14 protein-coding genes are annotated in these 12,571 nt (G+C 57.8%); 2 read left to right on the top strand and 12 right to left on the bottom strand.

What is annotated here, in order from left to right; all coding sequences use genetic code 11:
* Window positions 1–39: 39 nt before the first annotated feature.
* A complete protein-coding gene (locus ASG19_RS04375) occupies window positions 40–909 on the bottom strand; it encodes a hypothetical protein (protein WP_062453912.1) in 870 nt (289 codons plus the stop codon).
* Complete coding sequence (locus ASG19_RS04370; RefSeq protein WP_062453911.1) at window positions 906–1,424, bottom strand: DUF805 domain-containing protein; 519 nt, start codon at window positions 1,422–1,424, stop codon at window positions 906–908. Before ASG19_RS04370 ends, ASG19_RS04375 begins: the two co-directional genes overlap by 4 nt.
* Window positions 1,425–1,556: 132 nt before the next feature.
* Between ASG19_RS04370 and ASG19_RS04365 the strand changes: the two genes are divergently transcribed.
* Window positions 1,557–1,823, top strand: a complete 267-nt coding sequence (locus ASG19_RS04365; protein ID WP_062453910.1) for a helix-turn-helix transcriptional regulator — start codon at window positions 1,557–1,559, stop codon at window positions 1,821–1,823.
* A gap of 58 nt (window positions 1,824–1,881) precedes the next feature.
* Here ASG19_RS04365 and ASG19_RS04360 read toward each other — a convergent pair whose 3' ends face one another.
* The 7 genes from ASG19_RS04360 to ASG19_RS04335 form a co-directional block, all read right to left on the bottom strand.
* Window positions 1,882–2,130 (bottom strand): DUF3768 domain-containing protein, encoded by a 249-nt coding sequence (locus ASG19_RS04360; protein ID WP_244476077.1) that lies wholly within the window; start codon window positions 2,128–2,130, stop codon window positions 1,882–1,884.
* A 154-nt stretch (window positions 2,131–2,284) separates the two neighbouring features.
* Window positions 2,285–2,965 (bottom strand): hypothetical protein, encoded by a 681-nt coding sequence (locus ASG19_RS04355; protein ID WP_062453909.1) that lies wholly within the window; start codon window positions 2,963–2,965, stop codon window positions 2,285–2,287.
* A 155-nt stretch (window positions 2,966–3,120) separates the two neighbouring features.
* On the bottom strand, window positions 3,121–5,034 hold the full coding sequence (locus ASG19_RS04350; protein WP_062453908.1) for a DUF927 domain-containing protein: 1,914 nt from the start codon (window positions 5,032–5,034) through the stop codon (window positions 3,121–3,123).
* Window positions 5,034–5,852: a hypothetical protein gene (locus ASG19_RS04345; RefSeq protein ID WP_062453907.1), complete on the bottom strand. Its 819-nt coding sequence runs from the start codon at window positions 5,850–5,852 to the stop codon at window positions 5,034–5,036. The genes ASG19_RS04350 and ASG19_RS04345 overlap by 1 nt, the downstream gene beginning before the upstream one ends.
* A gap of 159 nt (window positions 5,853–6,011) precedes the next feature.
* Window positions 6,012–6,263 (bottom strand): AlpA family phage regulatory protein, encoded by a 252-nt coding sequence (locus ASG19_RS23390; protein ID WP_082476185.1) that lies wholly within the window; start codon window positions 6,261–6,263, stop codon window positions 6,012–6,014.
* 129 nt (window positions 6,264–6,392) lie between these two features.
* Window positions 6,393–7,322: a hypothetical protein gene (locus tag ASG19_RS04340; RefSeq protein WP_062453906.1), complete on the bottom strand. Its 930-nt coding sequence runs from the start codon at window positions 7,320–7,322 to the stop codon at window positions 6,393–6,395.
* A 231-nt stretch (window positions 7,323–7,553) separates the two neighbouring features.
* Window positions 7,554–9,476 (bottom strand): glycosyltransferase family 2 protein, encoded by a 1,923-nt coding sequence (locus ASG19_RS04335; protein ID WP_082476184.1) that lies wholly within the window; start codon window positions 9,474–9,476, stop codon window positions 7,554–7,556.
* A 205-nt stretch (window positions 9,477–9,681) separates the two neighbouring features.
* Here ASG19_RS04335 and ASG19_RS04330 point away from each other — a divergent pair, with 205 nt between their 5' ends.
* A complete protein-coding gene (locus ASG19_RS04330) occupies window positions 9,682–10,434 on the top strand; it encodes a transporter substrate-binding domain-containing protein (protein ID WP_244476111.1) in 753 nt (250 codons plus the stop codon).
* A gap of 43 nt (window positions 10,435–10,477) precedes the next feature.
* Here the strand turns inward: ASG19_RS04330 and ASG19_RS04325 are convergent, their stop codons facing one another.
* The 3 genes from ASG19_RS04325 to ASG19_RS04315 form a co-directional block, all read right to left on the bottom strand.
* The gene (locus ASG19_RS04325; protein WP_062453904.1) at window positions 10,478–11,143 is read right to left on the bottom strand and encodes a helix-turn-helix transcriptional regulator; all 666 of its coding nucleotides are present in this window, start codon (window positions 11,141–11,143) and stop codon (window positions 10,478–10,480) included.
* Between the two features lie 209 nt (window positions 11,144–11,352).
* The gene (locus ASG19_RS04320; RefSeq protein ID WP_062453903.1) at window positions 11,353–12,000 is read right to left on the bottom strand and encodes a response regulator transcription factor; all 648 of its coding nucleotides are present in this window, start codon (window positions 11,998–12,000) and stop codon (window positions 11,353–11,355) included.
* 98 nt (window positions 12,001–12,098) lie between these two features.
* Window positions 12,099–12,503, bottom strand: a complete 405-nt coding sequence (locus tag ASG19_RS04315) for a hypothetical protein (RefSeq protein ID WP_062453902.1) — start codon at window positions 12,501–12,503, stop codon at window positions 12,099–12,101.
* Window positions 12,504–12,571: the final 68 nt, after the last annotated feature.

Below are 12,571 nucleotides of genomic sequence, written 5' to 3'. Positions count from 1 at the left end.
TCCCTGTAAGTGAAAATGCACCGTTGAAACGTCAGTCATCTATTTGAATGGAGAAGTGGGGCCTTCGTGCTTTTGTGTATCGGAGCTAATCAACGCCGACAGACTTGCGACGCACTGATCAAAGCCTTGCACCATCAATCGCGCATGAAACCCTTTCGGCTCTGCCGACACAACCCATTCCGGCTCGTTTCCTGCAAACTTGAACCGGATGCCTGTCGCAAACCAATAGGGCGAATACCCCTGAAACTCGGCAATGGTCTTCTGCATGAAATCCAACGGAGCATCTACTCCGCCGAAGGTGCGGTTGACGAGTTCGTTCGATTTGACCCCGAATGCGAACCAATAGGCCAACGCGTCCGAACCAGAAACCCGCATCGGGATTTTGCCCAATAGGCTTATCGAAACGTCTGTTACCTCCTCCTTGGTTGTACTGAAATCCCAAGACTGTTTGCGAAGAATAATCCCCTGCACACTGCGTGCATCGGCAGTCTTGCCGAAAAACCAGTATGTTTCGCGACCTGCCTCGTCGACATGTCTGCGGGCGCACGCTTTAACTGGAGGTTCGTCAGACAAGTTTAGATCGAAACGAACAACATCCCATACCCGCCCACCGTCAAATACGCCTTTTTCAAGATTTCCGATGGCTGATGCCGGTGCCTCAACAAAGTCGCCCGCTAAGATTGCAGGTGCTGCTCTGTCGCTAGCCTTGCTGGTATTAAATGATCGAAGAGACTGCGCGCCCTGCCGCCCTAATGCAGTTGGCGCGGTGTCGCCTCGGGCGTTGCTCCTTGAAGAGAATATCAATGCCCCTGCACAGAACGCTACGGCCAATGCCCCTGTACTTCTGATTTGTATCTTCATCTCGTGACCTGCGGCGCTAGTGTTGTGGGTGATGAACGACGATGTCATGCTCGATCTTCAATTATGGCGGCTTTCACCTTGGCAAACTCGGTGTCAGTGATTGCACCCCCTGCATGAAGGGCTGCAGCCTTTTCCAAGCGCTCGACGGCTGATGGCGCCGGTCCATCAACCGATCCGCCGTCCCGAGCTCGTGTGGCCGATGGGGAGCCTTTGTCGGTAGCGGGACCAAAGCGATTTGTCCCGAGTGTTGAAGCCGTGCAGCCGAAGGCGATGAAGGCGATTGTGCCGATGAGGGGGATCAGGCACAACAGCACCAGCCAGCCGCTCCTGTTGCTGTCATGCAGGCGCCGGATGATGATCGCTAGCGACGGGATGTAGTGGGCAATAACAAGCACTGCAGACACCCTTGGCTCGGGGCCAGCCGGGCCAGCAATCGCGATGTCAATGATGAACCCCGTCAAGGCCAAGGCGAGAAGCGTGAGGTGGTACAGCCAAAACTGCGAACGGGTGGAGCGACCAGAAAAGGCAGCATATCTGCGCATCGCATCGAGGTAGGCGGTCATGAAAGATGTCCTTGTGAGTTGAGGTGGTGGCCGGTCGCCGACAGCTAGTTCGGGCAATGTAACAGTCGTAGTGTAATATGGGACTGTGAGTCCGTCGATTGTCGATGGGCTGGTGTGGCCTGTTGCGCGACTATGGATGCACGCGAACTTCTCGGCTGGAATCTCCGCAAGCTGCGTGTTGAACGCGGCCTGTCGCAGGAGAAGCTTGCGCTCGACGCTGCGATTGACCGATCATATGTCGGACGCATTGAGCGGGGCAAGGAGAACGTCACAATCTCCGTAGTGGAGGCGTTGTCGACGGCGCTTGGGGTTGAGGTTGGTGCGTTCTTTCGAGAAGCAGGCACTGACGAGCCACGCCCCTCGCCCATGCGGGCGGGGAGAAAGCCGAAAAGCTCGTAAAAAAGAAGCCGCGGTGTTAGCGCGGCTGTAGTTGTATCTTGGCTGGCAGCGGGGGAAATCAATACTCATCCTCCCGCATGATCGTCATCACGCGAGCCGTGACGGCCTCGTCAGCCGGATCAGGTGACTGGTAGCGGTAGTCTAGGCCGTAGGCGTCGATCTTGAAGAAGTAGCCCTGCCCGTTGACCACCACCCGCCCGAAGTCATGCTCGCCGTAAGGGTCGTTAGCTGAGGTGAAGTCGCTGAAGCCCTGGACGGCGCAAATGAGCACATCACGCTGATCGTCACCAAGTGCTTGTACCCCCACCGTCATCACCACCCTACCACCGGTGAGGTGCGTTCTGAGTCGATCGTTCAGATGCTGAATACAGCGTTGCCGTTCACCAGGCGTCGGAGCCATAGATGTTACTCTCCCGTAGGTGCTGGTCATCGGTAAGATACTCATCGTCAGCATGTCGGGCTCACCGCGCCGGGAACTTCGGGTGCAGCAGCGCGATCTCGACAATTCGACGGGTGAAGTCGGTCAGGTCCTGGTAATCGCGCCAGCGCAGGCGCAGGCGGTCGTCCGCCAGGAGCTCAAGCACCTCAGCGTCAAACCAGCCGTCAGCGGGATCGTCGGCGGCCAGAACAAGGTCACCAACCATGAGCTTCGACCAGTCTTCAGGCTGACGAGGGGGAGCCTCGCCCTTGCTGGCCTTGGCATAGTTCTCCGCCGCAGCAGCCTTAGCAGCTTCAACGCGGGCGGCAGCGCTAGCTGCGTACTCTTCGTCTAGGTGTGCCGCAAGCTGATCATAAGTCGAGCGCTTGACGAACGGCACGAACGCCTTGCCGCTGTCGAACAGCTTGCCCTTGGGCAGACGCGACGCGACGGCGGCAACCTCCTCCCCTACGCTGACATCGATCAGCGCCATGCCCATGAGGTCGGCGGCCACCGCTGCGGCGTCGGTCTGCTCCTCCTCGAACCATGAGGCATGGGGACGTCCCTGATCATCTAAGCCAAGCATAATCACAGCAGGCATCACGGCATGCGGTGCGGTGGTGGGTAGGGCCGGTTGAGCCGTGGGCGTTGCGCCGAGGATCGAAAGCGGTGGCAGGCTGACCTTGCGCTGCGGAGTGTAGTCGTGACTTGAAGGGGTCGGCATTGGTAGCTCCTGAACTAAAAAGAGCGCCACAAGGGCGCTCTTCATTGGGTTGACAGCCGTTAGGTTAGCGCCCGCACTGGTGGGGGTTTTGGGGCGTCGCCTTCGAATAGTATACAGGAATAACCTTTAAAATCAAGGTCTTGCCACGCCTGCGCTTACTCGCCCTCCCAAAAGCGTACCTGCGAGGAGATGCCTGCTATCTTAAAAACGTAGAACGTATCGCGCGATTCGGCCTTACCAACCCGGCGCAAAAAGAGCTTGCGTTGAAGTGTTTTAGTGCCAGCCTTAAGAATCCCGTCCTTCTTCAGCTGCTTCAGGACAGCCTTGGGATAGCCAAGCTTGCTCGCAGCTGCAGTTGGCACCGCGAGCAAGAGTTCCTTGTCCTTGGACAAATAGAAGATGCCGGCCATTCCTGCAAAGACCGTGTTTCTGATCACCGGCTTCTCTTTGCCTCTCCCGTCAACGAACAGATTCGAGGAGTCGTTCATGTAAGAGTTGAACCGAGCGTCGCCGTCATCTCCAGCCCCGGCGCTGGCGTGCTCGTTCCACGCCCGCAAAATAGTCTTTAAGATGCCACCCCATAGCTTCTTTTTCAAAGTGCCAGTTTTGAAGGCTATGACCGCCGTGGCATAGGTAAGGGCAAAAGGCTGCGCCCGCCGATAGGGCAAGGTTGCCATGTCTGCATTGCCGAGACCTATGCGCTTCATGAACTTCCGCACGGCTTTCGATATATGACCAAGGAAGTGCTCATAGCGATCATTCACCTGCACCAGAACTCGCTGGATGAGGTGTCTAGCCAACAACCCGTGGTGCTGCTGAACGACCCCAAATGCTGCGTCCATGGCCTCGCCCACTGATGCGAATCCTTCTGGAATCCTGTCAAAATAGAAAGTCTCACGAGATGGCACTTCGAACGAGATAAGCCTTACCCCGAGCGCCGCATGAACATCTTGTGATGCTGGCAAGATCGACCGTAACGGCTCATTTGATGTAGACAGCATGTTTAGCGAATGCCCGGTAGCGGTCTTGCCCGTTACGCCGCGCCCAACGCCTGAAGACAGCCTGTGAACGACCTTGCCCACAGCTTCGCCTCGTTCCTTGGGATTTTCACCTGCAAGCGTCACCTCATCAAGGATCAACAACTGGTGATCGTAGTTCGTGAACAGCTCTTCGATCTTCTGCTTGGTGATGTTCCATGTCAGCGAGTATCCGTCGCGAGGATCGGCACTGCCCCAAGCAGAGGCAGCCAAGCCACAGGTAAGCGCAGACTTGAACTTAGTGCTCTCCCCCACGAGCTCCAACACTATGTTTTCAGCGTTGAAACCCGCAGCTCGGGCGAAGGGCTTAATGATCTGCGACAGTCCGAAGAAGAACACGGTCAGGGGTACGGCTTGATCGCGAAGAACTGCCGATAGGCCCGCCTCATAAGACTTCAGAATTCCCGCTCTTCCAGACGAAGAGCGACTAACTACTCGGGGAACAATCTGGGTTTGCGTACTTGCCCGTAGCACCGAGCCGTCGCCGTATACGAAATACGCCGGTCGAGGAGCATCTTCATAGCCATACCTCGTCGCAACAACCGTTGTATCTGTGTCAGGGGTATCGATTTTCTCCTTGATCTCCTGCTTGTCCGACGCAGAACTTGCCAATACTCGGATCTTTGTCAGTTCCGCATACACCCTCGGCAGCGAGCCTATCACCTCGGGCGCCGGCAGGATTACGTGCTGGCCATCGGCAACAAATTGATAGTAGATCGCGCCATCATCGCCATTCAGAAGCTTGACCTTCAGATCCGATACCGATGCACGGCTCGGCACATCGCGCACGCTTGGAGGTGACTTCTTCGCGATTTGCGGGCCTAGGCCCGTTTTTGCAGCAGGTGTCACAGTGGTTGCCCCTGCTTGCCCTGCGTCACGTGACTTGGCAGAAACAGGGCCTAGGCCCTGTTTCTCGACAAGCTTGCCACGCATGTGCGGGGGCAGGGGAAGTGGCTTAGCTGCAGTTGCACTATCCCCCTTCGCAACGCTGCCCTTTGTGGTGCCCACAGATGTCTTCTTGCCGTTTTTCATCAGAGTGCTCCGATCAAGGTTGCCATTTCGCGATGCGAAAATCGTGTTGAAAGAGAATCGGCGAAGCCGCCGAACTGGACGAGCTGGGTCATGGGGACCAAAGCTAAGCAACGAAGCCACTGAGCCTCCGCTTGCGGCGGCATTCGGTTGGATTTGCGATCCAACCGCCCGTCACTTCGACGGAATTCTACCCGATCTTGAGGCTTCACCTTCGTCAGGTAGCCGAGGACGTTCCCGAGTTGCGATGGTGGGACCGGCTTGATTTTGACCGGCTTGTCGCGACCGCGCATGCTGCGCGGCAAGCGTACCCGAAAAGCTGCTTTCAGGACTGCTTTGCGCACGCCCCCGATTAGGATGTGGGCATGGGGTTCAAAGGAGTAATCGCCTGTGAGGTTGCGGTCGCCAGAGATCTCATAGGCGACAACGTAGATCGGCTCGAGATCGTTATCGCGAAGATACTGGATCGCAGCTCTTACTTTGCGACGAGGCCGGTGGAAAGCATCCACAGAAGCCGCTTTAGGCGGGACGCGCCAACGCTTGTCGGCGAGTGTGACGTGGAAGAATTCGACGAATGACGCCTCCAGGCGAGGCAGAACCTCCACTGCAGTAAAGATTTGAAGCCGTCCCCATTCGAAAAGGCAGGCAGCACTGCGACGGCCATCGTCAAGAGAATCCCAGTCGGTATGCAGGCTGTAAGCTCTCTCAGCTAGCGCCTCCGCCCGGCGCGGCTGTTTGTATACAGTGGCCAAGACGCTGAATTCGGATTTGGGCAGGCGCCGAAGAACTGCCCGTTTCATAGCGACGGTTTCGGTCTCCATATGCTGACTTATCGTAGGTGATAGAATTCGCACGTGTGTCTCCTTAAGGCACAGGTTCGCTACCGGAGGAGGGGTCCTCTTGCGGCAGAACTGGAAGAAGGGTGATTTCAATAGAGCGGCCGAAGGAAGCTCCGGCGCTGGCTGACGCCTGCTACTACTTTACACGGCGTTCTTTTGAGTGGCCGCTGCTTCGAAGTGCTGGATTAATGCGATGATATCCTGGGCTCGCCACGCAGTCGTTCTTGGGCCCAGCTTTACAGGCTGCGGGAACTCGCCCGATCGGACCTTGCTCCACCAAGAAGACTTGCTGATCGGCAGAGGGCCGTGAGGTGCAATGATTCGATCGAGCCGGAGAAAGCCCCCCGAAGCGAAAGTTGAGATTGGACTGGGGTGGCTTTTTTGCTCTGACATCTCGTTCACTCCTTGTGTGTTGAGAACGAGATCAAGGTGGCACAATGCCGGACCGAGCTATATTCTGCAGCAGTGTTTGGAGATCTCCAATCTTTCTTGGACACAAGAATGTGAAATGATTACAGAGGTTTAACTAGCCAGTGCTTGAAGTTCCTTGGTACTAAAATCCCTATGTGGGAAAGCGTGTGGGTCGACCAGCATTAGAGGCTTGACATTGTTCAAGTAGAGTTGTTCGTCTGGCATCCGACGAAGGATATGCTCGCAGACGTACCGCGCGCGGGCAATCCACGTCTGTAGATACCTCTGATACTTGGAAAGATTGATCTGGCCTGAAATAAGCGAGTCTAGAAGTGTGTTTCCGCCAATCTTAATCGAGGCTGCCGAATAGAGCAGTGCGATGTTGTCTTTGCTTTTCGCCCACTGCCCATAGATTGCCGACCGTGACGAAATGCCGTGTTCCCCTATTCTCCCTACCATCTCGATAGCGCGATTGACGCTAGGCTGCCCCCTTGCCTGATCATCAGCCAAATAGTGAGAGTAGGTCATCATCTTGTTAAGCGTCCCAATTGGCACGCGATCAACTTCAAAAACGATTTCAGTGATAGCTGGAGAGCCATGCTCCGCAAGAAGAGCCATGCCACTTATCGCAGCATAAATCTGTTCAATGAACTGAGGGCCTGCGATAAGATAGCGCGCGGCGAGGTCCGCATGCAGAGGAGAGCTCAAGTCAAGGGCGAACGCCTGATCCTCAGCCTTGGCCAAGAGACGCTTGACAGCAAGTGCAATGAACTCCAGACGTATTCCGTCATCTTCAGGTGCAATGGTCCAGCTTAAAAGTGCAGCAAACGCAGCTTCCTTGTGGCCGTAGAACGAGGGTGCAGGATCAAGCAGCAAGCGTAGAACTGCTTCCGCATTGAACTTCGTACAACACATCTCAGGGAACATTTTTTCGCCATCAGGGCGTGCCACGAGAGGCTGAGCGTAGAAGCGCTCGGCTAGAGCCTCGATCGCTGCGGTGTCTACTGATACGACGCCCTTTGCCCTGCTCACCCGCTTCATGCACCAATCCTCACCCTCTCAAGAGAAGTAGATTTAGACCACGCTGCGGTGAATTCGAGTGTAAAAAAAGCAGGTTACACAGGCCTCTACCGGCAGCAGCCTCCCAGTAATTAAAATATAAATGCGGTATTAACAACGGTATGATATACATTAATTCCTAGAAAAATCTTTGGAATCAATATGAAGATGGATTGTTTTGATTCCCTTCACCCGCTCCAATCCCCCTCCCGATCAGCTCTCCTTCCGTCGCGGCATGTGGGGTGTCTTGCTCCAGTGGAACGGCTTTGTCCTGAGTTCCCACAGCGCCTTCCAGGCGGCGAAGGATGTCATCATCCAGTAGAGCGGCACCGCAACCCAGCGACGGCCGACGAGGCGCTTTTCGTGGTTGGTCATCGATCCGATGCCGAGGCCGAGGAAGATGAGATAGCTGCCGAGAATGTTGGTGAAGTCGATCGCGAACAGGCCGACGACCTCGACCGGCAGCGTGTCGATCGGCGCCCGCAGCATTGCTGAGAAGCCGACGCCGAGAAAGACGAGGATCAGCGGATGCAGCAGCGATGACAAAAGCATGCCGCCCACCAGCAATTGGATCACGCAGAAAGGCTTGATGCCGATTTCGCCGATCAGCCGCGCCGGGTCGCGCATCAGCACCAGCCAGGTTTGCAGCCAGCCCTTGAACCAGCGGCTTCTCTGCGACGTCCACACCTTGATCGATAAGGGCGCGTCCTCCAGAGTCTGGTGCCGCATCACGTCGGCGGTAAAGCCGAGCCGGTAGAGCCGCATGCCAAGATCGGCGTCTTCCGTCACGTTGTACGGATCCCATCCGCCGGCTGCGATCAGCGCGCTGGTGCGGAAATGGTTGGACGTGCCGCCGAGTGGAAGCGGCATGTTCATTCTCCCGAGCATCGGCAAAAGGCCGCGAAACAGCGCTGCATATTCGAGCGAAAACAACGCGCTCAACCAGCTTTCCCGGGCGTTGGTGATGATCAGTGGTGCCTGCAGGCAGGCGAGTTCGGATGGTGCCGCGCGAAACCGCCGGTACGCCTCGCGGAGTTGTAGCGGGTGCGGCCTGTCCTCGGCGTCGTAGATTGCCGTGAATTCGCCGCGCGCACCTTTCAGCGCATAGGTGAGAGCCTTTGGCTTCGTCCGCGGACCATAGGCCGGTACTTCGACGATCTCGAACTGGGGGCCAGGCTCAAGCGCCTTCAAGGCTTCGATCGTCTGCCGGTCGTCGATTTCGCATACGAACTTGATGTCGAGCAGAGATGCGGGCCAGTCCAGCCGCTTGAGGCTTGCGACCAACTGCTCGGCCATGTCCTCTTCGCGGTAGAGTGCGACCAGAACAGTGTAGCGCGGCAGCGGCCCGAACGGTGGAGCGATTGGCACGCGTTCAGGCGCCACCAAAGTTTGCCGGATCATCGCCGAAAGTCGCAGACAGAGCGTCGAAAAATAGGTGAGTGACAGGACGATATGCAGCGCAAGCAGCGTATCGATCGGTGCAATCAGCAGGAGACAGGCAAGGGTCGTCAGAAACGACCCACCGTAAAAGCCCTGGTGGCCTGCGAGCACAACGCGGGCCGACAGCAGGGGTCTCTGCTCGAACAGGGTATTCGTGGTCTCGCGGATGCGGCGCGCTGCATCGGCTTTCCAGACGGATTCGCGAATGGCGCTCGGCGTGGTGATGACGAGATCGCGGCCCACAAGCGGCAGGGTCGCAAGCGTTGCCGCAATCTGCGAAAGTCGCGCCGCCTCCGGCACGATGGCGATTTCCTGCGCCTTGTTGCGATGGGCGATCCTCACCATGGTCGGGCGTGTCAGCTGGGCGTCGGTCGAGGGCAGGATAACGACAAGCGCGGGATCGAGCGACGAGACGAAGGGAAGTCGCAGCAGACGGGCGATGGCACCGTAATAGGCGTCTTCCCTCACGTCGCCGCTTGCCAGAAGCTCGGCCTCGACCGTCGTCCCGTTTTGCCTGGAGAGGCCAGCCAGCTTGGCGATCAACGGTTTCGAGAAACCGAGGGCCGCAAGCGCTGTCAGCTCGACCTGGATGCCGGGACGAAAGTCGAGCAATTGCCCGGACTCGATCTCGTCGGTCGGCGGCGCCCCCGTTTCGTCGTGATAGGTCGGCTGCGAAGCATGTTCCTCTGAGCGCATGTTGCTGCTACACCGTCCGCAGACGAACCCCTATTGCCCCACACGGATCATAAAGATGCGATACCTGATTACATCCCTAAAAAGCAGTGGTGTTTTCAAGTTTATGCAGCTCTTGGTGGTGGTGATATACGGACTTCTGTCCGCAACGCAGGCACTTGCGGCCTCCACCGCTCCGCCTTCTACCCCGGCGACCCAGCTTCCGCTGATGTTTGACGCACGAGAACGCGTGGAGCGCCAGGATCTGTCGACAATCCTGCGCGTGCGCATCCTGACGACTGTCGATTTCCCCCCTTTCAATTTCGCAGATCAATCTGGCCGGCTGTCAGGCTTCAACATCGATCTCGCCCGCGAGATTTGCACGGTCCTGAAGATCGAGGCAAAGTGCCAGATTCAGGCCATGCCCTTCGCGGATCTCGAAAAGACCCTGGAAGACGGGGGCGGGGAGGCCGTGATGGCAGCGGTCGCTGCAACTCCGTCGCTGCGGCAGCGCTTTCTTTTTTCCAGGCCCTATCTCGGTATCCCGGCAAGGTTTGCCCGCAACAACGCGGCGACACCGGCTGCGACCACGGTATCGGACCTCAGCGATCGTCCGGTCGGTGTCGTCAAGGGAACGGCGCATGAGGCGATGCTAAGAGCGTTCTTCCCGAAGCTCACGCAAAAGCCGTTCGACAGTTACGAGGAAATGCTGGCAGCGCTGAAGGAGAGACAAGTGGATGCAGTCTTTGCTGATGGCCTTCGCATGCCTTTCTGGGTCGCAAGCGAGGCATCGGAGACCTGCTGCAGCCTGTTCGACGGCCCCTACCTGTCGCAGAAATTTCTAGGCGAGGGCCTGACCATCATGGTCCGCAGAAACGATCCGACCCTTGCCGCCGCCTTTGATCAGGCGCTGGCCGAATTGTCGCGCAACGGCCGCCTGCAGGAACTCTACCTGCGCTATTTCCCGAACGGCCTCTATTGAGACAGAGGAATTTTTTCTCAAGAGACGCTGAATGCAACGCGGCTTACTGGCTCGCCCAGATGATCCGCGCCATCCATTCCACATCGGCCGTGTCGAAGGAACGGTTCGCGTGTTCGGGGTTGAGCGACAGAAGCTCGATCAGGCGCGCGCTCTGGCGCGCCAGAACTTTCGCCATCACCTCGCCCTCTCGGGTTTTCAACACCACGCGGTCGCCGCGCCGAACCTGTGCACCGGGCTCGACAATCAGCACGTCGCCGTCCCGATAGAGCGGCATCATGGAATCGCCCTGGACCTCGAGCGCGTAGACACCGGCTTTTCGGGCGGGATCGACGGGAAATTCCACCACATCCCAGCCCTGTCCGGCAGGAAAACCGCCATCGTCGAAAAAGCCGCCGGAGCCGGCCTGGGCAAAGCCGAGCAGCGGGATCGTGCCGTTCTGGGATGGAAAATTGCCGTCGGGAAGTTGCGACCTGCCCATCGCATGCGGCAGATAGCTCATGAACTGATCGACCGTTGCGCCGGTCGCTTCCAGAACTTTGGCAATCGATTCCGTCGAGGGCCATCGCAGCCGTCCGTCGGGGCCAAGCCGTTTCGACTTGTTGAACGAGGTCGGATCCAGTCCTGCGCGTCGGGCAAGCCCGGACGGCGACAGCTGATGACGCTCAGCCAGCGTGTCGATCGCGATCCATATCGTCTCATGTGACAGCATCGTCGTCCCTGCCCCCGGCACAAGACGAAACAGCCGTTGCCGCCTTCCGCCTGCCATTGCCGATCAGTCCCGTTGGATGCAAGCGTCAAGGATACCGGCCCTCAAGGCCGCCGCCCGGAGATGAGCGATCTCCGCTTGCTCGTCGCAGAATTTAGCCCAGCAGGGGGATTTCGTAAAGCAGAAAAGGAATAAAATCCTTTGCTGCTATCCTACGCCACCATGGCCATGTTGAGCCGGCCGAGCTTGATGACGGCCTGGGTGCGACTATCGACGTTCAGCTTCAAAAGAATAGCCGAGACATGCGCCTTGATGGTCGCCTCAGAGACGCCCAGCTCGTAGGCGATCTGCTTGTTGAGCAGGCCTTCGCCAAGCATCGACAGAACCCGGTGCTGCTGGGGCGTCAGCGTCCGCAGACGGTCGAGAATGTCTGATCTTGCGGCGTCTTCCTCGCTCTGCGATGTCTCGCCTTTCGGCACCCAGATATCGCCTTCCAGCACGGCCTGTATTCCGGCCCTGATATCGTCCAGCCCGCAGGATTTGGAAATGAAGCCGGAAGCGCCCAGATCGAGCGCCCGCCTGATCGTGCTGCGATCGTCCGTGGCTGAAACGATGATCACCGGTAGCGCCGGAAAGGCCGACCTGAGCGACGTCAGGCCCGCAAATCCGCTCACGCCCGGCATGGCAAGGTCGAGCAGCATGAGATCGGTTTCGGGATTGTCTTGCGCCGCTGTTCTCGCCGCATCGAAGTCGCCCGCTTCGATGATGACAATTTCGTCGGCAACGCCTTGTATCGCCTGTTTCAGCGCACCGCGGAAAAGCGGATGGTCGTCGGCGATGATGATGTTGAGTGTCTGCATGTCCACGCCCCCTCCCAAAGGCATAGTCGTGCTTTCCCTGTAATACCTAATGTGTAGCGCCGAGTGTGGCGCGACACAAGTCTGCAAAATAGCATGACTCAGGTCCCGTCCGGTTGCGGCTCGCCGCCAAATTCCCGTACCATCGACATGACGCCGCGCATGAACCGCTCGATGATCGAGAGCGACCGGTCGACAGCATCGTCATCAGGAAAGGTCTTGGGGCGATCGGCAAGACGCTGTTCCAGCGCGGTTACGCGTTTTTCGAGCAGATCCAGTTCCTTTTCATAGGCGGCCCGCTCGTCCGGTGCCATGCGGCAGACCAGTTCTCCGTCGGTGTCGTTGCACAGCGACATCGCGCCGGTTTGCGTATCCAGCCGAACGATCCCCTGTTCGGTCCGCTCCAGCTGGAACCGCCGGTCGTCTTGCGCTTGAGCCGGCAGCGAAAGCACCTGCGTCGAGAGCGCAACGGTTACAAAGACTCGTGTCGCAGTGATCCTTTTCATGATCCTTCCTCCTCATTGCACCATGGACAATCAACGCCCTTTGCGGCAAACGGTGCCGATCATAGATC

This window comes from Rhizobium sp. Leaf306, from assembly GCF_001423425.1.
GTDB lineage: Bacteria > Pseudomonadota > Alphaproteobacteria > Rhizobiales > Rhizobiaceae > Neorhizobium > Neorhizobium soli.
This window is presented reverse-complemented; position numbering and strand designations above follow the sequence as displayed.